The following is a 25,563-nucleotide window of genomic DNA, read 5'->3' as shown; positions in this document are numbered from 1 at the left end:
CATGGCGGGCGTCGGCCGGGCCTGGGGGTTCTGTAGCCTCGCGTTCGCGCTGCCGCTCGGCACTGTCGGGGCGGAATCGGCGCCCTCGACGGGCCCGCTCACCCTGCCCGAGACCCTGCGGGGCACCGTGCAAGTCCCGTCCCGGAACGGCACGACCGAGACGGGCACGACCGAAAACGGAATGGCGCAGGCCCCCGACGGCAAGCGCCTCGACACCCTCAAGGATCTCTATCCCGCGCTCGCCGCCTGCTGGATCGTGCCGGAAGGCCTCGCCCGCTTCGAGCGCACGGAGATCACCGCCCGGTTCGCCCTTCGCCGGGACGGATCGGTCATCGGAACCCCGCGCGTCACCTTCGCGACGGAAGCTGGCGACGGGCGGGCGCGTGCCCTGCTGGCGGAGGCCGCCGTTTCGGCGATCCGGCGCTGCACGCCCGCGCGGGTCACGGCCGCCCTCGGGGCGGCCATCGCGGGGCGCCCCATCGCGCTCCGCTTCATCCATCACGGACCCAGAGGACAAGGAATCTAGACCCATGGCAGACACCGAGACCCTCACCCTCGAGACCACCAAGGGCCGCGTCGTCATCGGGCTCCGCCCCGACCTCGCCCCCAACCACGTCGAGCGCCTCAAGACCCTCGCGGCCCAGGGCTTCTACGACGGCGTGCCGTTCCACCGCGTCATCGACGGCTTCATGGCCCAGACCGGCGATCCCACGGGCACGGGCTCGGGCGGCTCGGACCTCCCGGACCTCAATGCCGAGTTCAACGCCGAGCCGCACGTGCGCGGCACCTGCTCCATGGCCCGCACCAACTTCCCGCACTCGGCCAATTCGCAATTCTTCATCTGCTTCGGCGACGCCCGCTTCCTCGACAAGCAGTACACCGTCTGGGGCAAGGTGACGGAGGGCATGGACATCGTCGACACCCTCAACAAGGGCGAGCCGCCGCGCTCCCCCGACAAGATCGTCAAGGCGACCGTCTCGGCCGCCTGAACCCGACGGGTTCCGCATCGGGGAGGGTCCGCGCGCCAGGCGTGCGGGCCCTCCTTCGCGTTTCGGAGTCGCGCGCCGTCCGGGTATTCCGGCGCGTCGGAAGCGAGTCGATCATGCACGCCGCCACGCTTCCCCCGCGCGACCTGCTGCTGGCCCTCGCCGTCGTGGCGGTGTGGGGCACGAACTTCGTGGTCATCCGCATCGGGCTCGATCACCTGCCGCCCCTGCTGTTCGCCGGCCTGCGCTTCGTGCTCGCCGCCCTGCCGGGCGTGTTCCTCGTGGCCCGGCCCACGGCGTCCTTGAAGAATCTCGCCGCCTACGGCCTGCTCATCGGCGCCGGGCAATTCGGCCTGCTGTTCATCGCCCTGCAGAGCGAGATCGCGCCGGGTCTCGCCTCCCTGGTGGTGCAGGTGCAGGTGTTCTTCACCATCGGCCTGTCCATCTGGCTGACCGGCGAGCGGGTGCGCGGCTACCAATGGGCCGCCCTGGCCCTCGCCGTCGCCGGCATCGGGGTCATCGCCGGCCACACCGACGCTACCACCACGCCGCTGGGCCTCGGCCTCGTGATCCTCGCGGGCCTGAGCTGGGCCGGCGGCAACATGGTGGCGCGGGCGAGCGGGGTGCGCAACATGCTGCCCTACGTGATCTGGGGCGGCCTGTTCTCGGCGCCGCCGCTGCTTGCCCTCTCCCTCGTCCTCGAAGGCTGGGACGCCATCCGGGATGGCCTTGTGCGGGCCGATGCCGCCACCTGGGCCGCCGTGCTGTGGCAATCCGTCGGCAACGCCCTGTTCGGCTACGCCGTGTGGGGCTGGCTCCTGGCGCGGCACCCCGCCGCCCTGATCACCCCCATGGCCCTGCTGGTCCCGATCTTCGGCATGGGCGCCTCCGCCCTCTGGCTCGGCGAGCCCCTGCCGGCCTGGAAGATCGGCGCCGCCGCCCTCGTCATGACGGGGCTTGCCATCGGCGTGCTGTATCCGCGCTGGCGGCGGCCCTAGATCGACGGCCGATCCGACAAGCGCGCCTCCGCCGCCGCCAGATCCTCCGGCGTGTTGATGTTCCAGAACGGATCGAGGGGCTCGGCCGGCCAGTCCACCGGGACGGCGCCGTGGGCGCGCAGAAAGGCGCCGACCCGGCGTTCCGCCCGGACCACGAGGGCGTCGTGAAGCGCCGCCCGCAGGGCGACGGGCCAGAGCGCCACGGTGAAATGCTCCCGCCCGTTCGAGGCCGCCATCGCGATGGGGGAACCGGCGATCGGGGCGCTAGTGATGGACGCGTCGCCCAAGGCCGCCGACAGGCGGGCGACGAGATCGACCGGCAGGAACGGCGCGTCGCCGGTGACGCTCGCCACGTGACCCACCCCCGGATGCAGGCGGGCGGCGTGATCGAGGGCGGCGAGGATTCCCGCCAGGGGGCCGGGGTTGCCCGGCACGCCGTCGGGCACGACCGGACCGGAGAACTCCAAAAACCGGGCGGGATCGCCGTTGGCGTTGAGGATCAGCCCGGCCGCGCATTGGGGCGCGAACCGCTCCACCACCCGGTCGAGGAGGGTTCGGCCGCAAAGGGTGCGCAGGGCCTTGTCGCCCCCGCCCATGCGCCGGGACAGGCCGCCGGCCAGGACGACGCCCAGCACGGCGCCGGGATCGGGCCTCATTCGATGACGATGCGGGGGGCCGCGCGGGGGGCCGAGGCGCCGTTGAGGTTCGCCCAAAGCTTGGCGGCGATGGCGCGATAGACCTTGGCGTGCGGCCCGTCGGGATCGACGGCCACCACGGGCCGGCCGGCATCCGAGCTCTCGCGGATCGTCATGTCCAGGGGCACCTCGCCGAGGAACGGCACGTCGAGGCGGGCGGCCTCGTCGCGGGCGCCGCCATGGCCGAAGATGTGCGAGGCGTGGCCGCAATTCGGGCAGACGAAGGTCGCCATGTTTTCGATGACGCCGAGGATCGGCACGGCGACCTTGCGGAACATGGTGACGCCGCGCCGGGCATCGATGAGGGCGAGATCCTGCGGGGTCGAGACGATGACGGCGCCGGACAGCGGCGTCGCCTGCGCCATGGTCAGCTGAGCGTCGCCGGTGCCGGGCGGCATGTCGACCACGAGGATGTCGAGATCGCCCCAGGCGACCTCGCGCAGCATCTGGGTGATGGCCGACTGGACCATGGGTCCGCGCCAGATCATCGCCGTCTCGGCCTCGATGAGGAAGCCGATGGACATCACCTTGATGCCGTAGCCCTCCATGGGAGCGAGCAGACGCTCCTCGATCACCTTGGGCTTGCCCGACAGGCCGAACAGCTTCGGCACCGATGGGCCGTAGATGTCGGCATCGAGCAGCCCGACCTTGAGGCCCTGGGCGGAGAGCGCGAGGGCGAGGTTGCAGGCGGTGGTGGACTTGCCGACGCCGCCCTTGCCCGAGGCCACGGCGACGATGTGGCGGACCCCCGGCAGGGCCGGCCCGGTGCGGGGCGGCTGCGGGGCGGGGGGCCGACCGGGGGCGGGCGGCTGCGGCGCGGCCTGACCTTGCGCCGGGTGCGGGCCTTGCGCCGGATGCGGGCCTTGCGCCGAGTGATTGGGGCCGCGCTCCGAGGTCAGGCTGGCGAACACGCCCGAGACGCCCGGCGTTGCCAGGATCGCGCCCTCGGCTTGGCGGCGGATCGGTTCGAAGCGCTCGGCCTCGCTCGGATCGATGAGGATCGAAAACATCACCCGGCCCGTCGGATCGACGACCACCTGCGACAGGCGCCCGGACGCGGGCAGGGTGGTGCCCCCGGCATCGATGGTGACGGCCGACAGGATCTTCAGGACATCGTCGCGGGTGATCGCCAACACTCGGGCTCCTTGGCGCTACGGGCGGGCGGGCCCGGGCCGGACGCAGAAACGGGCGGCGCCCTCCGCCCCGGACTGGGGTTTCGCGCGCGGATGCCCGCAAGGGGACAGCATGGGGACGCGGCGAGCGCAACCCCGGGCCGCGCGGCCCTTTATCGCGAATCCGTGAATCGCGGGCTCGAATCGGGACGCGGACGACCGCCGGAAACGAGGCTTGGCGAAACGGTGAAGGGCCGAAACAAAAGCGAAGCTCGCCCGTTGTGCCCACGAACCGATCGCCGGCGCCCTTCGAGGTGCGGCGTCCGGATGCGTCGAGACCGAGTCGGAGATTTCAACCCCATGCACCAGGGCAACCACCGCGATCACGAGGGCGCCAAGAAGCTCTTCGCCCTCATCAAGGACATCAAGGTCGCGATGATGACCACCGCGGACCCCGACGGGAAGCTCTACAGCCGCCCGATGTGGTGCCAGGAGGCGGACGAGAACGGCGACCTGTGGTTCTTCTCCAAGCTGCACTCGCCCAAGACCGCCGAGATCAGCAAGGACAACCAGATCAACCTCGCCTATTCCGACCCGTCGAGCCAGACCTACGTGTCCGTGGCGGGCAAGGCCGAGATCGTGACCGACCAGAAGGTCATCGACGACAAGTGGACCGAGAGCCTGAAGACCTGGTTCCCCAACGGCAAGGACGATCCCGAGGTCGCGCTGATCCGCGTTCACCCGGAGAAGGGCGAGTACTGGGACAGCCCCAACGCCACCGCCCTGCACATCTACGGCTATGTGAAGGCCGCGTTGACCGGCGAGTCGCCCAAGACCGAGACCAAGAAGGTCGATTTGGCCTGATCGTCTCACACGTCGCGTTTTGGAAGGGGCGGCTTACCGGAGGGTGGGCCGCCCTTTCGCGTTCCGGCATCCGGTCGGCCGATTGACTCGGAGGCGAGGCCTATGCGCCTTTCGCGGCTGAGCGGGCGTCTCGGTCCCGCGCCGGACGGTGCCCGACCATGATCGACCTCGCGACGCGGGTGTACAACCACAACTTCCAGATCGATCCCATCGTCCGGTCGCTGCTCGACACCGATTTCTACAAGCTGCTGATGGCGCAATCGATCTTCCGCCGCCGTCGCGACGCCCGGGTCACCTTCGGCATCCAGAACCGGTCGAAGAGCGTGCGGCTCGCCGACTTCGTCGATGCCGGGGAACTGCGCGAGCAGCTCGATCACGCCCGCACCCTCACGCTGAGCCGGGGGGAATCGACCTGGCTGCGCGGCAACACCTTCTACGGCCAGCGCCAGATGTTCGCCCCCGACTTCATGGACTGGCTCGAAACGTTCCGGCTGCCCGAATATGAACTCGAGGCCCGCGACGGGCAGTACGTGCTTACCTTCCACGGCCCGTGGATCGAAACGTCGATGTGGGAGGTACCGGCCCTCTCCATCCTCAACGAGCTGCGGAGCCGGGGCGTCGTACGCCACATGGGCAAGCTCGAACTCCAGGTGCTCTACGCCCGGGCGATGACCCGGGTGTGGGAGAAGATCGAGCGCCTCCGCGCCCTGCCGGACCTGTCCATCGCCGATTTCGGCACGCGCCGCCGCCACGGCTTCCTGTGGCAGGACTGGTGCGTCGAGGCCATGCGGGCCGGCCTCGGCGACCGGTTCCTCGGAACCTCGAACTGCCTCATCGCGCTTCGCCGCGAGGTCGAGGCCGTGGGCACCAACGCCCACGAACTGCCCATGGTGTATTCGGCGCTGGCCGACGGCGACGAGGCCCTGGCGCGGGCCCCCTACGACGTGCTGGCGGACTGGCAGCAGGATTACGCCGGCAATCTCCTGGTCATGTTGCCGGACACCTACGGCACCAGCGGCTTCCTCGCGCACGCCCCCGAATGGATGAACGCCTGGACGGGCATCCGCATCGATTCGAAGGAGCCCATCGCGGGCGGAGAGGAGGCCATCGCGTGGTGGCGGTCGCGGGGCTGCGACCCCCGCGAGAAGCTGGCGATCTTCTCCGACGGCCTCGACGTCGAGACCATCGAGGCCATCCACGCGCATTTCCACGGGCGGATGCGCATCGGCTACGGCTGGGGCACCCTGCTGACCAACGACTTCCGCGGCCTCGTGCCGGATGGGCGCCTCGATCCGATCTCCATCGTCTGCAAGGTCATCACGGCGGATGGGCGGCCCACGGTGAAGATCTCCGACAACCCATCGAAGGCCATCGGGCCGGCGGACCAGATCGCGCGCTATCGCCGAGTGTTCGCGGTCGCGGACGGGCCGGCGATGCCGGTTCTCGTATGAGCCGGGGTCACGGCTCCGCCCCCTGGACGATGACGCCGTACCAGCCGAGGCCAGCATAGGTCTCGTAGCCGGGCGTCCGGTGAAACGCCGTGACGGCGCCCGAGCGCGGATCACGGTCCGCGCCGCTCGCACGGGCCGCCTTCTGGAGGGGCAGGACTTCTTCGAGGACGCCGCGCCCGTCGGAGGCCGCCAGCACCCGGCACCGGGCATCGACGAGGAGCACCCGGGTCCGGCCCCGATCCTCCGGCGCCACCCGCACGCCCTCGACGATGGCGCGCGCCTGCGTCTCCCAGTCGAAATGGATGGCCAGCACGCCGACGGGCCGCCCATCGCTCACGCCGCCCGCCCGAATGCCGGCGCAGTAGGTCGCCACCTGGGCGTTGCCGAGACGCGGCTGCCGCGCGACATCGGCGGCGACGTAGGAGTCACATTCGCGCAGGCCGGCGGCCTCGCGGAACCACGGCTCGGCCGAGACGTCCCGGCCGACCACGTCGTGGAACCGCTCCGGGCGGCCATGGGCAAGGACGATGCCCTCCGGCGAGCACAGCCACAGGTCGAGGTAGACCGTGTAGGCGTCGAGGATCACACCGAGGCGCGCCGTCGCGTGCGCCACCCTGTCGGGCGTCGGGGCAGTGGCGCACGCCACCATGGCCGCATCGGTGGCCCACCAGCGCACGTCGCAGGTGCGCTCGTAGAGGTTGCGGTCGATGAGTTCTACGGCGTTCAGGGCGAGATCAATGAGGCGGTCGTCGCGGGTGCGGGTCGACAGATCCTCGACCTGGGCCTGCAGCCCGGCGATCCGGTCGGACAGCTCGGCCTCGAGGGCCCGGGCGATGCCCTCGACCTCGCCGCCGATGGCCCGGACTTCCTGGGCGACCACGGCGAACCCGCGTCCCATCTCGCCCGCCCGCGCCGCCTCGATGAGGGCGTTGAGGGCCAGGATCTTGACCTGGCCGGTGATGCCCTGGATGCGGCGGCTCTTCTCCGACGAGATGCGCTTGAGTTCCGCGATCTCCGCCGCGACGCCGCGCAGCCCGGTCCCGGAGGGGGACGCCACGGCTCCGTGCAGGAGGCTCAAACCCGACATCCATCTCTCGCTGGTCTTCGACACGCAGCGTCAGGTTGCGGGAAAACGCCTAAGATCGTGTTAAATCCGCCGCTCGCGGCGACTTGTATTTGTATTCTCGGCGTCCGAAGGTCTTATAGAACGGGACGATACTTCCGTGAAGAATCCCGAAGACAGAGTCTCGCGAGCGCCGATGCGAATGAGGGTTCGGGCATCCGCAACCCCGCGTCGCCCCGAGCATTCCAGGGCAGCCCTCGAACGGAGACCTGCATGCGGATCGATCTCAACGCGGATCTCGGCGAGGGTTACGGCGCCTACACCCTGGGCGACGATGCCGCGCTCCTCGACATCGTCACCTCGGCCAATGTCGCCTGCGGCTTCCACGCCGGCGATCCGTCCATCATGGTCGCCACCGCCCGGGCCGCGAAGGCGCGCGGGGTGGCGCTCGGCGCCCATCCGGGCTTCGACGACCTGCGCGGCTTCGGACGGCGGGTGATCCGCGCCACGCCCGGCGAGATCGAAGCGGATGTCGCCTACCAGATCGGTGCGCTGCAGGCCTGCGCCGCGCTCGCCGGCCACCGCGTCACCCACGTGAAGGCGCACGGGGCGCTCGCCAACCTGTCCAACGCCGAAGCCGGCGTCGCGCGAGCCATCGTCCGGGCGGTGCGCGGCGTCGATCCCGGCCTCGTCGTGATGGTGATGCCGGGCCTCGAAGCCGAACGGGCGGCCGAGGCGGCGGGCTTGGCCGTCGTGCGCGAGATCTACGCCGACCGCGCCTATGCGGAGGACGGGCAGCTCGCGCCCCGCAGCCAGGCCGGCGCCGTCATCACCGACGCGGTCGAGGTGGCCGAGCGAACCCGCCGCATGGTGGAGGAGGGCGCGCTCCTCACCCTGTCCGGCCGCCGAATCCCCGTCGCCATCGACACGGTCTGCGTCCACGGCGATGATCCGCATGCGGTGGCGACCGCCGGCGCCGTACGCCGGTCCCTGGAGGAGGCCGGCTTCACCCTGGCGCCGTTCGTCACCTGATCACGGAGCCGCGATCCGGAGGGTGCCGCGGAGGGATCGTTTTGCGGCGCCGCACCGTTCCCCCGACGCGGCGCCCGATCCGAGGGCGGCCGGCGTAGCGTCGAGACGGAACCGGCATGGCGACGAGACCCACCACGAAACCCCCGCTGATTCCGCCGCGCCCGACCCGGATCGCCGCCGCCGAGACGCCGGCCCCGACCATGAGCTCGCCCCTCATCGTCGCCGCGCTCATCGTCACCGGCCTCTATCTCGGCCGCGACGTGCTGATTCCCATCGCCATCGCGATCCTGCTGTCCTTCGTCCTCGGCCCCCTGGTGAACCTGCTGCGGCGCTGGCACCTCGGGCGCTTCCTGTCGGTGGCCGCCTCGGTGCTGATGACTCTGAGCGTCGTGGGTGCCCTCGGCGCCCTCATCGGGGTCCAGCTCGCCGACATCGCCGGCGATGTCCCGCGCTACCGCACCACCATCGAGCGCAAGGTCGAGGGCCTCAAGGACACCCCGGCCGGCCGCATGGCCGAGTATGTCGCCGGCATCGGCCGGACCATGCACCAGGACGGCCCGAAGCCGGAGCCGAAACCCGAACCGAAGCCCGACGCGGCCCCGGCCGCCCCGCCGCCCGAGAAGGCGATCCTCGTCGAGGTGAAGGACCGCGCGCCCGACGCGCTGACCATGGCGGGCACCCTGCTGTCGCCGATCCTGCATCCCCTCGCCACCATCGGCATCGTCTTCGTGGTGCTGCTGTTCCTGCTGATGCAACGCGAGGACCTGCGCGACCGCATGATCCGCCTCGCCGGATCGAGCGACCTGCACCGCACCACCGTCGCCATGGACGACGCCGCCAAGCGGCTCAGCCGCTACTTCCTCGTGCAGCTCGCCCTCAACGCCTCGTTCGGCCTCGTGGTCGGCGTCGGCCTCTACGTCATCGGCGTGCCGAGCCCGGTGCTGTGGGGCATCTTCTCGGCCCTGATGCGGTTCGTGCCCTATATCGGCGCCGTGCTGTCGGCGGTGTTTCCCCTGGCCCTGGCCGCGGCCGTCGATCCGGGCTGGACCATGGTGGTCGAGACGCTGATCCTGTTCGCGATCCTCGAGCCCCTCGTCGGCCACTTCATCGAGCCGATGCTGTACGGCCACTCCACCGGCATGTCGCCGTTCGCCGTCCTCGTCTCGGCCCTGTTCTGGACATGGCTGTGGGGGCCCGTCGGCCTGCTGCTGTCGACGCCGCTGACCGTCTGCCTCGTGGTGCTGGGGCGCCACGTCGACAAGCTCGAATTCCTCGACGTGCTGTTCGGCGACCGGCCCGCCCTGACGCCGGTGGAGAACTTCTACCAGCGCATCCTCGCGGGCGATGCCGACGAGGTGCAGGAGCACGCCGAACTCATCCTCAAGTCCTGCTCGCTCGCGGCCTATTACGACGAGGTGGTGATCCGGGGCCTCGAACTCGCCGCCCGCGACGCGGCGCGCGGCGTGCTCACCACCGAGCAGAAAGCCGACATCCGCCAGAGTCTGGCCGGCCTCGTGGAGGATCTCGCGGAGCGCGAGGACGAGGGGGCCGAGCCTCCTGACGCCGAGGAGGCGCGGACCGGCATCACCGCGGCCTGGGCCGAACCCGGAACCGTCCTGTGCGTGTCGGGGCGCAGCTTCGTCGACGAATCCGCCTGCGCGATCCTGGCCCAGCTCCTGCAGACGCGCGGGATCGGCGCCCGCACGGTGCCGTTCGCCGAGCTGGCGCGGGCGCGGATCGACACCTTCGATCCAGGCCCGGCGCGCCTCGCCTGCATCGTCTCGACGGCGATCAGCGGCGAGCCGACCCACCTCCGGCGGCTGGCCGAACGCCTGCGGCGCAAGCTGCCCCGGGCCCGCCTGGTCGTCGGCCTGTGGCAGGCGGACGAGAACGGTCTCGACGAGGCGGCCCAGCGCCGGGCGATCCCGGCGGACATGCACGTCACCTCCCTGCGCGGCGCCATCGACGCCATCGTGGCCGCCGCCGATCCGGCCACCCCGGACCCCGTGGCGGCGGAGCGTCCGGCCGCACATCCCGTCGGTGCGCCCGTGCCCGTCTAGGCGCCGGGCGCCCGTCCGATCGCGGGTCGCGTGTCCGTCGGTACTTGACGGCGAGGCGTCGCGTCCGCTTCGCTGCCGTCAGGGTCCCGGACAGGAAGTTTCGATGAGCGTCGTCGATCTCGCGCGGTTCATGGACGATCTCGCCACCGAGTCCGGGCAGGCGATCCTGCCGTTCTTCCGCGCCGCCTTCGGCATGGACGACAAGGGCCATGGCGGGACCTTCGACCCCGTGACGGAGGCCGACCGCGCGGCGGAGGTGATCCTGCGTGGCCTGATCCGCCGCAGCTTCCCGACCCACGGCATCCTGGGGGAGGAGTTCGGTTCGGAGAACCTCGACGCCGAATGCGTCTGGGTGCTCGACCCCATCGACGGCACCCGTGCGTTCATCGCCGGCCTGCCGACCTGGGGCACCCTCATCGGCCTCACCCGGCACGGCGTGCCGGTCCGCGGCCTGATGCACCAGCCGTTCCTCGGGGAACGCTTCTCCGGCGACGGCGCCACGGCGCGGATGCGCTCGTCCCGGGGCGAGCGGATCCTGCGCGCCCGGCGCGGCACGGTCCTGAAGCACGCGCTGCTGGCCACCACCGATCCGCGCCTGTTCGCCGACGGCCCCGAGCGCGACGGCTTCACAGCCATCGAGGCGGCCGTGCGGATGTCGCGCTACGGCACGGATTGCTACGCCTATTGCATGCTGGCGGCGGGCCAGGTCGATCTCGTGGTGGAAGCCGGGCTCAAGCCCTACGACATCGTCGCCCTCATCCCCATCGTCGAGGGAGCGGGCGGCGTCATCACCGCCTGGGACGGCGGCCCGGCCGCCGCCGGCGGCCGCATCGTCGCCGCCGGCGACCGGGCACTGCACGCCGAGGCCCTTCGTCTCCTCAACCCGTAGGGCTCATATCAAATCCGGCTGATCGCTTCGCGATGCGGATTTGAGCTTCGCTCAGGCGCCGCGCGGGCTGCCTGAGACTGTCTCCGAATGGATCATCCGGAAACAGTCTCAGGCATCGGTGTAGGCCCCGGCGGTCCTGGTCGGCTCGACGACGGTGCCGGGCACGAACGCGTCGAACGCCGCCCAGAAATCGTCCCGGATCGCGTCGGTTTCCGACAGGATCTCGTGGCGGGCGCCGGGCAGGACCAGGATGTGCGCCCCGCGCACCAACCGGGCGAACCGCTCCGTCGCCCGCGTCTCGCAGACAGGGTCCGCCCCCGCGCCGACGACGAGGGCCGGGATCGCGATGGATGCGGCCACCCGACGGTCGCGCAGGCGCCGCATGGTGCGGAAGGCGCCCGCGAGCCACGCGATGGTCGGATCGCCCACGGCCCCGGCCCCGACGGCCCGCGCCGCCGCGGCGTTGCGGGCATAGCGCACCGGGTCGCTCGAGAGGCGGTTGCGGGCGAACGGCTTCGTGGCGATAGAGGTCGGCGTTCCGAACGGGATGTAGCGCCGGCCGAGGCCGAGGCGGTGGAGGATGCGCGCGAGCGCCGAGGCGCCGGCCGGCCAGCGCACCATGCGCAGGGCGAGCATCGGCGCCACGGTGACGATCCGGCTGAACGGCAGCCAGCCCTCGTAGGCCCCGGTAAAGGCCACGGCGCCGCCCATGGAATGCGCGAGACCGATATGCGGATGCGGCATCAGGGGCCGCAGGACCGCCTCCTCGACGGCCTTGAGGTCGCGTCGATAATCGTCGAACCGGGCGACGTGGCCCTTGTGCGCGTCGGCGACCTGGCGCTGCGATTCGCCCTGGCCGCGCCAGTCGAACGCCACGACGGCGAAGCCGCGTCCGCGCAGATCACCGACCGTCTCGTAGTATTTCTCGATGAACTCGGCCCGGCCCTGCAGCAGGCAAACGGTGCCCTTCACGAGACGGGTGGTGGGGCGCCAATGCGCGACCCGCAGCTCGACGCCGTCCTCGGTGCGGACCGCCTTCAGGGCGCCGCCGGGCGGGACAGGATTGTCGGGTGTGGAACCCAGCGTCAGCATCGGCCGATCCTCGTGCGGCAGGCCTTACCCCACCGGTGCGCCTCTTGTGCCATGCCATCCCTTCCGGCCTGTCACCACATCGAAAAAATTGCGAAAAACACCGCGACGCGCGGGTTTCAGGCTCTTGCGAAGACAAACGACTCCGCCAATATCACGGAGGCACCGGCCGTTACGGCGGTGCGACAGGTCCGGCCCTCGGGCGGACCCGATCTAAGCATGTTGCTTCTTATGGAGAATATGTCATGCGCCAGTTCGATCTTGCTCCCCTCTATCGCTCCACCGTCGGCTTCGACCGCCTGTTCTCGGCCCTCGACCAGTACGTCGCCGCCGATCCGGCCCCGACCTATCCGCCCTACAACATCGAGCGCACCGGCGAGAACGCCTACCGGATCACGGTGGCGGTCGCAGGGTTCACGGACTCCGATCTCGCCATCGAGGTCAAGGAGAACGCGCTGACGCTGAAGGGCGAGCGTGCGACCGATCCCGACAAGCCGGTGACGTTCCTGCACCAGGGCATCGCCGCGCGCGCCTTCGAGCGCCGCTTCCAGCTCGCCGACTACGTCCAGGTGACGGGTGCGGTGCTGGAGAACGGCCTCCTCCACATCGATCTCGTCCGCGAGATCCCGGAGGCGAAGAAGCCGCGCCAGATCCAGATCGCCACGGGTCGCGCGTCCGCGACCCCGACCATCGAGGGTTCGGTACAGCAGGCGGCGTAAACGCCGCTCCGCTCTCAACACCAGCGGGGCGCCCCGGCCGAAAGGCCGGGGCGCTTTCATTTCGAACCGTCAGGATTCGTCGTCGAAGCGGTCGCCGCGGCCCGGCTCCTTGCAGCGATAGCCGACGAAACAGCGCGGCGTGTCGCCCGCAGGGACGAAAGCCGGAATCGTGATCTCGGTGATCTCGCAGAAGCTGCGGTCTCGGACGAAGCGGTCGTAGGTCGGGCCGCCGGTGCCAAGGACGATGCCGCCCTCCCGCCCGACGATGCCTTTCGCCTGGGCGCAGCTCATGGTGGTAGTGGACGGCCGCTGTGCGAAAGCCGGGCTGACCGCGCCGACGCAGATCAGCGCGAGAAGTATGCGCGTCATGATCGATCCCTCAAGCCGTGGACCCGTCCACGGCACATGGGAAAACGCTTCGCCGTGCCCCGTGATCCTGCGGCGGGACACCGCGCCGTCCTAGAGATCCCCGAAGATGAGCTGGCCCTGGGGGCTCGGACGCCGCGCCGGGGCCCCCGGCCGCGCGGCAGGCTTCACGCTGCGCTTGACTGGCGGACGTTTCGCCACGGGCTCGGCCCGCAGGCGGGCCTTGGCCTTATCGCGGGCGATGGCCTCTGGGGCGTTCGGATCGTCATCGAGCCACTTGCCGCGCTTGATCACCTCGTTGACCCGGCCCTGGTTGACCCCGACCTTGAAGGCGATCTCCTGTTGGGTCATGCCCGTGGAGGCGTGAAGGTCGAGGATGGCGCGGGCGAGTTCGGGCGTCATCTTCTGCCCCGTGAGGCGGCGCGCCGGCTTGATGGTGCGGGTGGCGCGGTCACGCTCGCGCAGGCGCTCCAGCAGGGCGAGCGCCATGAGCATCCCGTGCTCGCGCAGCGACTCCTCGAATTCCTTCAACGTCGCCATGCTGGCTTCCTTGCCGGTGCCGGATCCGCGCTCGGATCTCGGACCGCCATACAAACGTGCCGCGCGCCGTGAAGTTGCGCGCAACGGGAACCGCATGGTTGAGCCTCCCGCCGCACCCTGACAACCGGCCAGAGCCGTCATCCACCGGTATTCGCGCGCCCGACGGCTGGGTTGGTCTCGGGCGTCACCTTCGGATAAACCCCGTCTCCACCCGCCGGAAACCCAGGACGCCGCCCGCGATGATCAGCCCGATCGTTTCCGTCTCCCGAGAAGGTTCGGCCCCCGGTGCGCCATCCCTGGTCGATGCCCTGGAGGGCGGGGCGGTCCTGATGTTCCCCGATCTCGACTTTCCGTTCAGCCCGTTCGAGGAGCGCTTCGTCGAACGGCCCTTCGCCAACGGCAAGGCGAAGAACGTGAACATCCGGGGCGAGGCCGCGAGCCTGCGGGGCGCGGCCGGCACCCCTGAGGAACAGGAGGCACTGCGCCAGCTTCTCATCCGCTACCGCGACTTCGCGGACGCCCTCATCGCCCGGTATCTCCCGACCTATGCGGGCAAGATCGCCCTGGCCGGCACCTCCTACCGCCCGTTCGAGGTGGACCAGCGCAAGCTGAGCTGGCGGCGCGACGACACCCGCCTGCACGTCGACGCGTTCCCGTCGAACCCCATCGGCGAGAAGCGCATTCTTCGGATCTTCCGCAACATCAACCCCGAAGGTCAGCCGCGCCTGTGGCGGGTGGGCGAAGACTTCGCCTCGATGGCCCAGAAGTTCGCGCCGAAGCTTCCGGGTTATTCGCCGCTCTCGGCGCGGCTGCTCGCGGCTCTGAAGATCACCAAGGCGCGGCGCTCGGAATACGACCACCTGATGCTGCATCTGCACGACGCTTTGAAGCAGGACATGGCCTATCAGGCCGATGCCCCGCAGGCCGACGTGCGCTTCGCGCCGGGCCAGACCTGGGTGACGTTCTCCGACCTGGTGATGCACGGCGCAATGGGCGGCCGCTACATGCTGGAACAGACCGCCTACCTCCGGGTCGCCGACCAGGCCGACCCCGAGCGCAGCCCGCAGCGCATCCTCGCCCGCACCCTCGGCCGCCCCCTGCGCTGACCCCTCCCCGAACAAAGGACCCGCCATGATCCTCGAAATCGCGCAGATCGACCTCAAGCCCGGCACGGAATCCGACTTCGAGGCCGGCATCGCCCGGGCCGCCGAGATTTTTCGCGACGCCAAGGGCTGCCGCAGCTTCGCCGTGCGCCGCTCCATCGAGAAGCCGCAGCGCTATCGCCTCCTCATCGAGTGGGACACCCTGGAGAACCACACCAAGGATTTCACCGGCTCCCAGGCCTGGCAGGATTACCGCGCCATGGTCTCGCCGTTCTTCGAGGCGCCGCCGAGCGTTGAGCACACGGAACTGACGCTTCAGGCCTTCTGACGCGAGACCGCTGACGCGAGACCTCACTGCCCGGAGTTGCGGACGATCATCTTGATGCGCGCATCGAGGTGGTTCCAGCGGGCGGCGATCCGGCGCCTGGCGCAGGCCTCGAACGAATCGCCCGCGAAGAAGCCGACATGGACCGACCGGTGCCGGCATTCGAGGAGCGGGGGCACCACGATCACCGCCGGAATCGGCAGGGACAGCAGGGCGAGATCAACGGCGAGGCCGAACTTCCAGCCGATCCCGCCCCGTTTCGGCTCCGTCGCGTGCGCCTCCCGCAGGCGCCGGCGCTCCACGGCGAAGGCCGCGGCTCCGTCGCGGTCGGTGCGTCGCAACGGGGCCGGGTCGGCGAGCCCGGGTGGGCGTGAGGCGTCGGACGTGGGTGTCATGGCCGGGATCTCGCGATGGAATTCGGGCAAGCGGCCGGAACGGCCCAGGAGCGCTTACCGCCGGATCCGATACCGGCTCGGTAGAAAAAAACGCAGCAAAACAAAGACCTAACCATGTGTCCCGACCCAATGTGGTCGGGCGCAGCCCTAGCGCAGGGCGCCGGCGATGGAGCGGAAACGATCGTCCAGTCCGCGGATGTGGCCCATGACCGCCTGGCGGGCGCAGACGGCGGCGACGAGGCCCTGCGGCAGGAAACCCGGCCCGGCGCCGGAGCCGCAGGGCATCAGCAGGGACGCCCCGAGGAAGCCGACCCCGCCGAGGAGCAGCACGAGCTTGACCGGGCCGGGCCCGCGGCGGCGACCGCGCATCCGCTCGGGCGTGCGGGATCGCACGGGCGCCGGCTCCGGCGCGCCGGGATCGTCGCGCGGGCCGAACTCGGCCTGATAGTAGCGCTCCAGCTTGCTCACTCTCATCCGGCCGCATCCCCGCCAAGCTTTGCAACCAGGAGGCGTCATGAATCGCTAAGTTTGCGATAACGCAACCGATCGACTCGTCGCGAGTGGACCTGCTCACGCGCGCCTCAGCGGGGTTCGAGGCGGAACCGGGGCCGCTTGTGCGAAACCCGCTTCGCATGCGCCGTGCGGCCCCCGGATGCCCGGTGACAGGGCCGTGCGGACTGCGTACCACGGTGTCAGGACACCCACCCGGAGCGATCCGCGCCGATGACTTCGCCCAAGACCCAGCGCCCCCTCCGCATCGGCACGCGCGGCAGCCCGATGGCCCTCGCTCAGACCGGGATGGTGCGGGACAAGATCGTGGCCGCCAATCCGGGGCTCGAGACCGAGATCGTGGTGGTCAACACCGTGGCCGATCGCATCCTGGACCGGCCGCTCTCGGAGATCGGCGGCAAGGGGCTGTTCACCAAGGAACTCGAACAGGCGCTGTTCGCCGACGTGGTCGACGTCGCCGTGCATTCCATGAAGGATGTGGAGACCTGGCTGCCCGAAGGGCTCGTGATCGCCTGCATCCTCGAGCGCGACGACCCGCGCGACGCGTTCCTGTCGCCGCGCGCATCCGGCTTCGCCGACCTGCCGTCCGGCGCCCGCGTCGGCACCTCGTCCCTGCGCCGGGCCGCCCAGGTGCTCATGCGGCGGCCGGATCTCCGCATCGTCCCCCTGCGCGGCAACGCCAACACCCGGATGCGCAAGCTGGAGGAGGGCACTTGCGACGCCACCCTCCTGGCCCTGTGCGGGCTGGAGCGCCTCGGCATGGCCGACATGGCCCGCTCCGTGCTCGCCGTCGAGGAGATGCTGCCGGCGGTGGCGCAGGGCGCGCTCGGCATCGAGTGCCGCGCGGATGATTCCGACGTGCGGGCCCTCCTCGCCCCCCTCGTCAGCGCACGGGCGACGGCCGAACTCGCCGCCGAGCGCGGCCTGCTCGCCGAACTCGACGGCTCGTGCCGCACCCCCATCGCGGCGCTGGCCCGCATCGACGGCGACAGCCTGTCCCTCGACGGCCTGCTGTTCCTGCCCGACGGCAGCGCGCACTGGGCGGTCCAGCGCGCGGGCTCCGTCGCCGATGCCGCCCGTATCGGCGCCGAGGCCGGCGCCGAACTGAAGCGCGCGGCCGGCGACACCTATTTCAAGCACCTGCAGTAGGGGCCGGACGGCCTCAGGCGAGGCTGCGTTCGATGGCTTCCTCGTCGCAGATCACGCCGGCCGCGCGGGCGTATTCGAGGCCGAGCGGGTGGGGCACCCGGGCCACGGGCGCCGCATCCGTGAAGGCGCCGAGGAACACCCGCATGACGTGGGCGACGGCCTCGGGCGTCACCGAGCGCAAATCCTCGGCGTAGTACCGGCCGGCATTGGCCGTGCTGGTGACGATCTCGTAGGCGGGAAAGTACACCGCGCGCGGCTCGGCCTCGACCACCTCCTCCGCCGCCACTCGCAGGGCCGCCTTGCTGTAGGCGTTGGACACGAGCACGTGCCGGTCGGCGTAGGACGCGATGAGCGGCACCGGCGAGACCGTGAGGATCACCCGGGCGCCCGGATTCACCGCGAACAGCCGGTCGAGGAACGCCAGCATGTCGTCCCGCACGGCGCCCGCACGGGCGTTGACGAAGGCGTAGCGCGCCGGATCGAAGGCGTCGCCGATCACGCCCGGCGCCACGGGCAGGGCCGCCCCGTCGGCGCGATGCTCCCAGCCCTCCGTCAGCCCGAGGGTGAACACGAACACGTCGAGGTCCGCGAACATGGTTCGCACGGCCGCGAGGTGCGTTTCGCGCGACGCCAGGAGGGCCACTTCGTCCGCGAAGCCATCGGGCTCGACGGCGGGGCGGAACGGATCGACGAGGCGTCCGTCCGGCCGGGTCCACGCGGTCAGTTCGGGGCGATAGGTGCCGTAGGCCCGGTCGAAGAGCTGGAGCAGTTGGCGCGCGGTGTAGACGTTGCCGGTGCGGGCGCAATAGGTGCCGTACTGGCGCGCCTCCGCCTCCGCCTCGGACAGGCCGGGGGGCGCCGGCTCGGCGAGGTAGCGGCCCAAGCCGGCCTCCGTGAGCGCCCGCGCCACGTGCTGCGCGAAGCAGCTTCCCGCGGTGGCGACCCGGGCCCCCGGCGGGATGAGAAACACCCCGCTGGGCCCCGGCGCCAGGGCGAAGGGCGGCACCCCGACCACGGCCTTGCGCCAGAATCGCTCGGCCGGTAGATCGGCGTAAGGGTTCATCACCACGGCGGCACCTCTCATCCGTTCGCTCACAGGCTGGCCGCACCGGGCCGTCGCACGGGTCGAGACCCTGACGCGATCCGTCTCATCGTTCAGATCTCGCGTCTGCTCTTGGTCGCCATCCTGGGCGGGACCATGGCGCCGGGCCGTCGCTTCGGGAGAGCCGGTCCGAACGGGTCGCCGCATCGCCGTGCTGGGCAATTGCCAGGCCGACGGCATCGCACGCGCCCTCAGCCTGCTCCTGCCCGAGGCCCGCGTCAGCCTCGTCCCCCTGGCGACCCTGCGGCGGGACCACGCCACCCTGACGCGCCTGCGCGACCACCTCGCGCCCTTCGACCACGTGTTCTCGCAGTTCTTCCCGGAGGGCTTCGTCACGGGCGGCAACGTTCACGCCCTGGCACAGGGGGATGCACGCCTACGCCTTTTCCCCACGATCCTGTTTCCGGCCTTCCACCCGGACATGGTCCATGTCGGCGATGTCGGCGCGCTGTCGGCGACCCACCTCGTGCGTTCGCCCATGGGGCCGTATCACTCGGCCATCGCCCTCTGCGCGTACCTCGAAGGGCGCACCGTGGCGGAGACCGTCCGCCTGTTCCGCGACGACGTCTACGCGCGGCTCGGCTACTACGACGCCTGGGACCACGCCAGCACCTTCCTCCTCGGCAGCGCGCGCGACCTCGCGTTTCCCCTGGACGCGGAACTCGCGCGCTGGTCGCGGCGGGGCTGCTTCATGCACGTCCTCAACCATCCGAAGCTGTTCGTGCTCGCCGACATCGCCCACCGCCTCGCCCGCGAGGCGGGTCTCGCGCCCCTGTCCGTCGCGGCGGAGGACTATCTCGCCGACGACCTCGTGTCGGATGTGGTCTGGCCGCTCTATCCGGAGATCGCGCGGCGCTACGGCCTCCCGGGAACCACGCACTACAAGCCCAGGGAGCGGAAATGGGGCGCGGCCCCGATTCTGTTCGATCGCTCCGCCTTCGTCGCCGGCAGCTTTTCCGCCTACGCCCGGCATCCGGCGGACCGCCTCGTATGTCCGCGCGTCGCGGCCTGGCGGGCAGACCCGGCGGTGCGGGCTCTGTTCACCTGAATCCCCGGCCCCGGACTATCCGGCGGCGCGCAGACCCGATGCGGCGGCGATGCCCCGGGCGAGTTCGGCGATGGGCTGCATCCGGAACGGCTTGGCGACGAACAGGCTGTCGCTGACGGCGCGATTGCGCGGATACGTGCCGCTGGAGGCATAGACCACGGGACGGCGGGGATGCAGCGTCCGGAACGCGTCGGCCACACTCCAGCCGTCGACGAGGCCGGGCAGGTTGATGTCGGTGAACAGCCAGTCGATGGTCGGGCCGGTCTCGCGGATGGATGTCAGCGCCGCTTCGCCGCTCGACACCGCGACGACGCTCAGGCCACCCTGATCGAAGACACGGCTGAGCATGTCGAGCAGCAGGTAGTTATCCTCGACGATCAGAACCCGGCAGTGGGAATCCATCACCCGTCCCAACTCTTCGCCCCAACTCTTTGCAACGACGCGTCTATCCTGATAATGGTTAAGCCTCTTTCAACTCCAGCGGTGGCTTGACCGTGCCCGCATCCGCGCCTTTGATCGACAGCACGCAGGCCCTCGATGTTCCGTTCGCAGCGGGTATCGCGTCGCGGGTCGTCGGCGTGGTGCCGGTCTACGATCCGGCGACCCTGGCCGAGCTCGAAGGAGTGTTCGGCCAGGCGCGGCTGATGGACCTCCTGGGCCATCTCAGGATCGAGATCTCGCAGCGGCTTGGCTGGCCCGATACCGACCGCCTGGCCCTGCGCCACGATGCGCACACGCTGCTCTCGGTCAGCGGTTCGCTCGGGTTCTTCGACCTGTCGCGGTGCTGCCTGGAGATGGAGCAGGCCTGCCTCCTCGGAGCCGATCTGGCCGCTCCTCTGAAGGCGGCCCGCGCCGCGGCCGAAGGGGCGATCGCGGCCATCTGCGCGATGGAAGCCGGCGCGCGGCCCGAGACCCCGTTGGCGGCCTGCGCCGCCTGACCGAACGCGGCAGATCCGGACCGGGCGATCGCACGGCCGCGAGGCCGACCGTTGCGGTGAAGCGACACGAATGCGCGAAAGATCGGGCTCGGTCGAACCGTCCCGACGCCGCCGTATTGTCGGATGACGATAGTCCCATCGGCATCGGCGTGCGGGCTCGCACGTCATCTGCCGCGAATCGATGGTGGAAACGCTCCGTCAAGGTTGACGGAACCTTCGCTTAACCTGCCCGGCTTAGACAACGGGGCTGAAGACACCGCACCAGCCCCGGATATCGGGCCGCGCCGCGCGTCGGCGCCGTTCGAGGAGAACAGGACCATGACCACGATCGCGCGCTCCCGCGTGTTCAGCCTCGCGGCGGCGCTCTGCGCCGCGCTCAGCGTCGCCGCCTGCAGCAACGACAAGGATCTCGCCGACGCCTCCGGCTTCGGCGCCGGCGCGGGTGGGGCCTACGGGGCCGGGGCGGGCACGCCCGGCAGCGCCCAGGACTTCGTGGTCAACATCGGCGACCGGGTGTTCTTCGAATCCGATTCGACGGACCTGACGTCCACGGCGACGGCCACCCTCGACAAACAGGCGGCCTGGCTCCAGCGCTACCCGCGCTACACCTTCCTCGTCGAAGGCCATGCCGACGAGCGCGGCACCCGCGAGTACAACTTCTCCCTCGGCGCCCGCCGCGCCCAGGCGGTGAACGACTACCTCGCCGCGCGCGGCATCGCCTCGGGCCGCATCCGCACGGTATCGTACGGCAAGGAGCGGCCGGTCGCCGTGTGCAACGACATCTCGTGCTGGTCGCAGAACCGGCGGGCCGTCACCGTGCTCGACCGCGGCGCCGGTTCCTGATCACGCGAGAGGCGGGCGCTTTCGGAAACAGGGCGCCCGCGTTTTGCCGCAATGCGGCACACCTGTTATGGGGCGGGAGGCCAGTCGATGGCCTTCGCGGGACACGTTCACCGGTGCCGATCGCCATGCTCCGTCGCCTCCTCCTCGTCACCTGCCTCGCGCTCGCGGCCCTGTCGCCCGCGGCGGCCCAGGACGGGTCCGATTTCGTCGTGCGCCTGAACCGGCTGGAGAACCAGTCGCGCCAGCAGGCGGGACAGATCGAGACGCTCCAGCACGAGAACCGCCAGCTCAAGGAACAGCTTCGCAAGTTCCAGGAGGATGTCGAGTTCCGCCTGCAGGAGGCCAAGGGCGGTCGCGGTGCGGCATCCCCGAGCGGCAATCCGGCGCCGCAGAAGCCGGCCAAACGCAGCGACGCCTTCGATCCCGACCAGAACCCCGGCCGACCGGGCGCACCGATGCAGCTCGGCACCACGACGCCCTCGAACGCCATGTCGTCAAACGCCATGTCGTCGAACGCCATGTCCGCGGCGCCTTTGGCCGAGGCGCCCCGCGCCCGCACGGTGCCGCCGACGGTGGTGGAGGCCGACGACGAGGAGCCCGGCCCGTCGCCGCCCGGCTTCGGCGGCCCCGTCGATCTCACGCCGCCGTCGCGTGTACCGACCACGGGCGCCATCGCGGCGCCGGCCCGCCCGGGCGTCGCCGCCACCGCCACGGGTGACGCCCGCGCCGATTACGAATCGGCCTACGCCTACATCCTGCAGCGGCAGTACGAGCAGGCCGAGATGGGCCTGCGCCAGTTCATCCAATCCCACCCGCGTGACGGGCTGGTGCCGGCGGCGACCTACTGGCTCGGGGAGAGCTACCTCCAGCGCAATCGCAATCGCGAGGCGGCCGAGCAGTTCCTGAAGGTGTCGACGGATTATGCCCGCTCGGCCCAGGCGCCGGACGCGATGCTGAAGCTCGGGACCTCGCTCAACGCCCTCGGCGCCCGCGAGCAGGCCTGCGCGACGCTGGCCGAACTCGAGCGCAAGTTCCCCGGTGCCGCCCCCTCCGTGCGGCAGGGTGTGGCCCGCGAGCAGAAGCGCGCCCGCTGCGCGGCGTGACCGCGCCGGACTTCGACCCTGCCGCCATCGAGGCGGCGCTCGCTCCCTACGTCGCGCCCGCGATCCCGCATGGCGGCGTGCTGCTCGCCGTTTCGGGCGGTCCCGATTCGACGGCCCTGATGCAGGCCGCCAAGCAGGCCCTCGAGCGGGTCGGTCCCACGATCCCGCTCCACGTCGCCACCGTCGATCACGGGTTGCGGTCCGCCTCGGCCGTCGAGGCGGAGGGCGTCGCCACCCTGGCGCGGGACTTCGGACTGCCGCACCGCATCCTCGCCTGGACCGGCCCGAAGCCGGCCCACGGCCTCCAGGCGGCGGCGCGCGGGGCGCGCTACGCCTTGCTGGGCGCCCACGCGCAACGGCTCGGTCTCGATTGGGTGCTCACCGGACACACCCGCGACGACCAGGCCGAGACCGTGCTGATGCGCCTGCTGGCCGGGAGCGGCCCGGAAGGTCTCGCCGGCATGCGGGCCGTGCGTCCCCTCGTCGGTCGGGTCCGCCTCGGACGACCGTTCCTCGACCTGCCGAAGGCCGGCCTCGTGGCGTATTGCGTGGCCCATGGCCTCACCCCCATCCAGGATGCGTCGAACGCCGATCCCCGCTTCGCCCGCGCCCGGCTGCGCCGCCTCCTGCCGGACCTCGCCCGGGAGGGGTTGAGCGACGCCCGCCTGACGCGACTTGCCGCGCGGTGCGCCCGCGACGACGCGGCTCTCACCGATGCCGCCCGCGCCGCCTACGTCACCGCGCGCCGTCCGGCCGATGCTCCCACCCTGGTCCGCCTCGACGCATCGGGGCTGGCGAACCTGCCGGATGCGGTCCTCATCCGCGTCGTCGCCCTGGCCCTCGCGGAGGCCGGGGCGGGACGGCCGCGCCTGGAGCGAATCGAATCCCTCGTGCTCGACGCCCTGCGCCCGGCGCTTCGGGATCGGGCGCCCCTGCGCCGGACCCTGGCGGGCCTGCTGGTTTCCCTGACGCGGGGGAGAGGGTTCACCCTCGCGCCGGCACCGGCCAGGACCGGCGGCGACGGGGCTGGGGACCGCCTTGCCGCAGGAGTACGCGATTTACTTGGCAAGGGGGGCGGGGCTGCCTACATTGGCTCGGAGTGTCCGGACTGATATCCGCCCCATTCGCGCCGCGGGCCCGGATGCCCCCCAGGGATTGATCGATGAACCCGAACTTCCGCAATTTCGCCTTGTGGGTCGTCATCTTCCTGCTCGTGCTCGCCCTCGTGACGCTGTTCCAGAATCCGGGACATCGCGGCGGCGGCGCCGAGATCGCCTACAGCCAGCTCTTGAACGATGCCGATGCCGGCAAGATTCAGACGGTGGTGATCTCCGGGCAGGACGTCAGCGGCTCCTACGTCGGCGGCGGCAACTTCACCTCCTACGCGCCGAACGACCCCGGCCTGGTCTCGAAGCTCCAGAGCAAGGGCGTGCAGATCACCGCGCGGCCGCCGTCGGACAACACGCCGTGGTTCATCCAGTTGCTCGTGAGCTGGCTGCCGATCCTCGTGTTCATCGGCGCCTGGATCTTCCTCAGCCGCCAGATGCAGTCTGGCGCGGGCCGGGCCATGGGCTTCGGCAAGTCGAAGGCCAAGCTCCTCACCGAGGCGTCGGGCCGCGTGAGCTTCGACGATGTCGCCGGCGTCGAGGAAGCCAAGGAGGACCTGCAGGAGATCGTGGAATTCCTGCGCGACCCGCAGAAGTTCCAGCGCCTCGGCGGCCGCATCCCGCGCGGCGTTCTCCTCGTCGGCCCTCCCGGCACGGGTAAGACCCTGATCGCCCGGGCGGTCGCGGGCGAGGCCAACGTGCCGTTCTTCACCATCTCGGGCTCTGACTTCGTCGAGATGTTCGTCGGCGTCGGCGCAAGCCGCGTCCGCGACATGTTCGAGCAGGCGAAGAAGAACGCACCCTGCATCATCTTCATCGACGAGATCGACGCGGTGGGCCGTCATCGCGGCGCCGGCTTGGGGGGCGGCAACGACGAGCGCGAGCAGACCCTGAACCAGCTCCTCGTGGAGATGGACGGCTTCGAGGCCAACGAGGGCGTGATCATCATCGCGGCCACCAACCGGCCCGACGTCCTCGACCCCGCCCTCCTGCGTCCGGGCCGCTTCGATCGCCAGATCATGGTGCCGAATCCCGATGTCGTCGGCCGCGAGCGCATCCTGCGCGTCCACGTCCGCAAGGTGCCGCTGGCACCGGACGTCGACCTCAAGGTCATCGCGCGCGGAACCCCGGGCTTCTCGGGCGCCGACCTCATGAACCTCGTCAACGAGTCGGCGCTCCTGGCGGCGCGTCGCGGAAAACGCATCGTCACGATGCACGAGTTCGAGGACGCCAAGGACAAGGTGATGATGGGCGCCGAGCGGCGCACCCTGGTCATGACCGAGGATGAGAAGCGTCTCACCGCCTACCACGAGGGCGGCCACGCCATCGTCGCCTTCAACGTGCCGGCCACCGACCCCGTCCACAAGGCGACGATCATCCCGCGCGGCCGGGCCCTCGGCATGGTCATGCAGCTGCCCGAGCGCGACAAGCTGTCCATGAGCTTCGAGCAGATGACCTCGCGTCTCGCTATCATGATGGGCGGCCGCATCGCCGAGGAGATGACCTTCGGCGCCGACAAGGTGACCTCGGGCGCCCAGTCCGACATCGAGCAGGCGACGCGTCTCGCCCGCATGATGGTGACCCGCTGGGGCTTCAGCCCCGAACTCGGCACCGTCGCGTACGGCGAGAACAACGACGAAGTGTTCCTCGGCATGTCCATGGGCCGTCAGCAGACGGTCTCGGAAGCCACCGCCCAGAAGATCGACGCGGAGGTCCGCCGCCTCGTCGAGACCGGTCTGGAGGAGGCCCGCCGCATCCTCGGCGAGCACAAGGACGACCTCGAAGCCCTCGCTCAGGGACTGCTGGAATACGAGACCCTGTCGGGCGACGAGATCAAGAATCTCATCGCCGGCAAGCCGCCGGTGCGCGATTCCGGCGATGGTCCCTCAAGCACCGTCCGGGGCTCGTCGGTTCCCTCCGCCGGTCGCGGCCGGCCGCGCGAGACCGATGGCGGCCTGGAGCCGCAGCCCCAGGCCTGAACGCCTCGAATCCCCTGGGATAAGCCCGTGAGCCCGCCCCCCGGCGGGCTCACGCATGTCCGGGCCGCGTTAACCGTGCCGGGATAGCCTCGGAGGCG

28 protein-coding genes are annotated in these 25,563 nt (G+C 70.6%); 18 read left to right on the top strand and 10 right to left on the bottom strand.

The window, feature by feature from the left end; translation table 11 throughout:
• Window position 1: 1 nt before the first annotated feature.
• The 3 genes from ASF25_RS23765 to ASF25_RS16960 all read left to right on the top strand — a co-directional run bounded on the left by ASF25_RS23765 (window position 2) and on the right by ASF25_RS16960 (window position 1,984).
• Window positions 2–526: a hypothetical protein gene (locus ASF25_RS23765; protein WP_244473071.1), complete on the top strand. Its 525-nt coding sequence runs from the start codon at window positions 2–4 to the stop codon at window positions 524–526.
• Between the two features lie 4 nt (window positions 527–530).
• A complete protein-coding gene (locus ASF25_RS16965) occupies window positions 531–989 on the top strand; it encodes a peptidylprolyl isomerase (protein ID WP_056173222.1) in 459 nt (152 codons plus the stop codon).
• Between the two features lie 113 nt (window positions 990–1,102).
• Entirely contained in the window at window positions 1,103–1,984 is an 882-nt protein-coding gene (locus ASF25_RS16960) for an EamA family transporter (RefSeq protein ID WP_056306040.1), read from the top strand.
• Here the strand turns inward: ASF25_RS16960 and mobA are convergent.
• Window positions 1,981–2,640: a molybdenum cofactor guanylyltransferase MobA gene (mobA, locus tag ASF25_RS16955; protein ID WP_056306039.1), complete on the bottom strand. Its 660-nt coding sequence runs from the start codon at window positions 2,638–2,640 to the stop codon at window positions 1,981–1,983. The genes ASF25_RS16960 and mobA overlap by 4 nt on opposite strands.
• Window positions 2,637–3,812 (bottom strand): Mrp/NBP35 family ATP-binding protein, encoded by a 1,176-nt coding sequence (locus ASF25_RS16950; protein WP_056306036.1) that lies wholly within the window; start codon window positions 3,810–3,812, stop codon window positions 2,637–2,639. Before ASF25_RS16950 ends, mobA begins: the two co-directional genes overlap by 4 nt.
• 339 nt (window positions 3,813–4,151) lie before the next feature.
• On the opposite strand from ASF25_RS16950, the gene ASF25_RS16945 reads away from it, so the two are divergent.
• Window positions 4,152–4,655: a pyridoxamine 5'-phosphate oxidase family protein gene (locus ASF25_RS16945; protein ID WP_056173233.1), complete on the top strand. Its 504-nt coding sequence runs from the start codon at window positions 4,152–4,154 to the stop codon at window positions 4,653–4,655.
• A 158-nt stretch (window positions 4,656–4,813) separates the two neighbouring features.
• Complete coding sequence (locus tag ASF25_RS16940; protein ID WP_056173236.1) at window positions 4,814–6,106, top strand: nicotinate phosphoribosyltransferase; 1,293 nt, start codon at window positions 4,814–4,816, stop codon at window positions 6,104–6,106.
• A 7-nt stretch (window positions 6,107–6,113) separates the two neighbouring features.
• On the opposite strand, the gene ASF25_RS23925 is transcribed toward ASF25_RS16940, so the two are convergent.
• Window positions 6,114–7,193: a methyl-accepting chemotaxis protein gene (locus tag ASF25_RS23925; RefSeq protein ID WP_082502855.1), complete on the bottom strand. Its 1,080-nt coding sequence runs from the start codon at window positions 7,191–7,193 to the stop codon at window positions 6,114–6,116.
• 249 nt (window positions 7,194–7,442) lie between these two features.
• Between ASF25_RS23925 and ASF25_RS16930 the strand changes: the two genes are divergently transcribed.
• The 3 genes from ASF25_RS16930 to hisN all read left to right on the top strand — a co-directional run bounded on the left by ASF25_RS16930 (window position 7,443) and on the right by hisN (window position 11,150).
• Entirely contained in the window at window positions 7,443–8,201 is a 759-nt protein-coding gene (locus tag ASF25_RS16930; protein ID WP_056306034.1) for a 5-oxoprolinase subunit PxpA, read from the top strand.
• 116 nt (window positions 8,202–8,317) lie between these two features.
• Window positions 8,318–10,261, top strand: coding sequence for an AI-2E family transporter (locus ASF25_RS16925; protein WP_056306032.1), 1,944 nt, complete (start codon window positions 8,318–8,320; stop codon window positions 10,259–10,261).
• 103 nt (window positions 10,262–10,364) lie between these two features.
• The gene (gene hisN / locus ASF25_RS16920; RefSeq protein ID WP_056261018.1) at window positions 10,365–11,150 is read left to right on the top strand and encodes a histidinol-phosphatase; all 786 of its coding nucleotides are present in this window, start codon (window positions 10,365–10,367) and stop codon (window positions 11,148–11,150) included.
• Window positions 11,151–11,258: 108 nt separating this feature from the next.
• Here the strand turns inward: hisN and ASF25_RS16915 are convergent, their stop codons facing one another.
• On the bottom strand, window positions 11,259–12,242 hold the full coding sequence (locus ASF25_RS16915) for an alpha/beta hydrolase (protein WP_056306030.1): 984 nt from the start codon (window positions 12,240–12,242) through the stop codon (window positions 11,259–11,261).
• A 242-nt stretch (window positions 12,243–12,484) separates the two neighbouring features.
• Between ASF25_RS16915 and ASF25_RS16910 the strand changes: the two genes are divergently transcribed.
• Window positions 12,485–12,958, top strand: coding sequence for an Hsp20 family protein (locus ASF25_RS16910; protein WP_056261015.1), 474 nt, complete (start codon window positions 12,485–12,487; stop codon window positions 12,956–12,958).
• Window positions 12,959–13,027: 69 nt separating this feature from the next.
• Here ASF25_RS16910 and ASF25_RS16905 read toward each other — a convergent pair whose 3' ends face one another.
• Both ASF25_RS16905 and ASF25_RS16900 read right to left on the bottom strand, forming a co-directional pair.
• Window positions 13,028–13,327, bottom strand: coding sequence for a hypothetical protein (locus ASF25_RS16905; protein WP_056173260.1), 300 nt, complete (start codon window positions 13,325–13,327; stop codon window positions 13,028–13,030).
• Window positions 13,328–13,417: 90 nt separating this feature from the next.
• Window positions 13,418–13,864, bottom strand: coding sequence for a hypothetical protein (locus ASF25_RS16900; RefSeq protein ID WP_056173263.1), 447 nt, complete (start codon window positions 13,862–13,864; stop codon window positions 13,418–13,420).
• A gap of 239 nt (window positions 13,865–14,103) precedes the next feature.
• On the opposite strand from ASF25_RS16900, the gene ASF25_RS16895 reads away from it, so the two are divergent.
• A complete protein-coding gene (locus ASF25_RS16895) occupies window positions 14,104–14,970 on the top strand; it encodes a Kdo hydroxylase family protein (protein WP_056306029.1) in 867 nt (288 codons plus the stop codon).
• A 25-nt stretch (window positions 14,971–14,995) separates the two neighbouring features.
• Window positions 14,996–15,295: an antibiotic biosynthesis monooxygenase family protein gene (locus tag ASF25_RS16890; protein WP_056173271.1), complete on the top strand. Its 300-nt coding sequence runs from the start codon at window positions 14,996–14,998 to the stop codon at window positions 15,293–15,295.
• A 23-nt stretch (window positions 15,296–15,318) separates the two neighbouring features.
• Here ASF25_RS16890 and ASF25_RS16885 read toward each other — a convergent pair whose 3' ends face one another.
• A complete protein-coding gene (locus tag ASF25_RS16885; RefSeq protein WP_156369048.1) occupies window positions 15,319–15,687 on the bottom strand; it encodes a hypothetical protein in 369 nt (122 codons plus the stop codon).
• A 147-nt stretch (window positions 15,688–15,834) separates the two neighbouring features.
• Window positions 15,835–16,161, bottom strand: a complete 327-nt coding sequence (locus ASF25_RS16880; RefSeq protein WP_156369047.1) for a hypothetical protein — start codon at window positions 16,159–16,161, stop codon at window positions 15,835–15,837.
• Window positions 16,162–16,410: 249 nt separating this feature from the next.
• Here ASF25_RS16880 and hemC point away from each other — a divergent pair, with 249 nt between their 5' ends.
• Complete coding sequence (gene hemC, locus ASF25_RS16875; protein WP_082502853.1) at window positions 16,411–17,346, top strand: hydroxymethylbilane synthase; 936 nt, start codon at window positions 16,411–16,413, stop codon at window positions 17,344–17,346.
• A gap of 13 nt (window positions 17,347–17,359) precedes the next feature.
• Here the strand turns inward: hemC and ASF25_RS16870 are convergent, their stop codons facing one another.
• Complete coding sequence (locus tag ASF25_RS16870; protein ID WP_056306023.1) at window positions 17,360–18,409, bottom strand: GSCFA domain-containing protein; 1,050 nt, start codon at window positions 18,407–18,409, stop codon at window positions 17,360–17,362.
• Window positions 18,410–18,599: 190 nt separating this feature from the next.
• On the opposite strand from ASF25_RS16870, the gene ASF25_RS16865 reads away from it, so the two are divergent.
• Window positions 18,600–19,496 carry a WcbI family polysaccharide biosynthesis putative acetyltransferase gene (locus ASF25_RS16865; protein WP_056306020.1) on the top strand — a complete coding sequence of 299 codons (897 nt, stop codon included), beginning with the start codon at window positions 18,600–18,602 and terminating at the stop codon, window positions 19,494–19,496.
• Between the two features lie 15 nt (window positions 19,497–19,511).
• Here ASF25_RS16865 and ASF25_RS16860 read toward each other — a convergent pair whose 3' ends face one another.
• Window positions 19,512–19,898: a response regulator gene (locus ASF25_RS16860; RefSeq protein ID WP_056306017.1), complete on the bottom strand. Its 387-nt coding sequence runs from the start codon at window positions 19,896–19,898 to the stop codon at window positions 19,512–19,514.
• A gap of 92 nt (window positions 19,899–19,990) precedes the next feature.
• On the opposite strand from ASF25_RS16860, the gene ASF25_RS16855 reads away from it, so the two are divergent.
• The 5 genes from ASF25_RS16855 (at window position 19,991) to ftsH (ending at window position 25,465) form a co-directional block, all read left to right on the top strand.
• Entirely contained in the window at window positions 19,991–20,434 is a 444-nt protein-coding gene (locus tag ASF25_RS16855) for an Hpt domain-containing protein (protein WP_244473070.1), read from the top strand.
• A gap of 318 nt (window positions 20,435–20,752) precedes the next feature.
• Window positions 20,753–21,277: a peptidoglycan-associated lipoprotein Pal gene (gene pal, locus ASF25_RS16850; RefSeq protein ID WP_056306015.1), complete on the top strand. Its 525-nt coding sequence runs from the start codon at window positions 20,753–20,755 to the stop codon at window positions 21,275–21,277.
• 125 nt (window positions 21,278–21,402) lie between these two features.
• Window positions 21,403–22,380, top strand: a complete 978-nt coding sequence (gene ybgF / locus ASF25_RS16845; protein WP_056306137.1) for a tol-pal system protein YbgF — start codon at window positions 21,403–21,405, stop codon at window positions 22,378–22,380.
• On the top strand, window positions 22,377–23,492 hold the full coding sequence (tilS, locus tag ASF25_RS16840; protein ID WP_244473069.1) for a tRNA lysidine(34) synthetase TilS: 1,116 nt from the start codon (window positions 22,377–22,379) through the stop codon (window positions 23,490–23,492). Before ybgF ends, tilS begins: the two co-directional genes overlap by 4 nt.
• Window positions 23,493–23,542: 50 nt before the next feature.
• Complete coding sequence (ftsH, locus tag ASF25_RS16835) at window positions 23,543–25,465, top strand: ATP-dependent zinc metalloprotease FtsH (protein WP_056173293.1); 1,923 nt, start codon at window positions 23,543–23,545, stop codon at window positions 25,463–25,465.
• Window positions 25,466–25,563 lie beyond the last annotated feature (98 nt).

Origin of the sequence: Methylobacterium sp. Leaf100 (genome assembly GCF_001422845.1) — a bacterium.
Taxonomy (GTDB): domain Bacteria; phylum Pseudomonadota; class Alphaproteobacteria; order Rhizobiales; family Beijerinckiaceae; genus Methylobacterium.
Note: the sequence above shows the minus strand (reverse complement) of the source record. Positions and strands in the feature narration are given on the sequence as shown.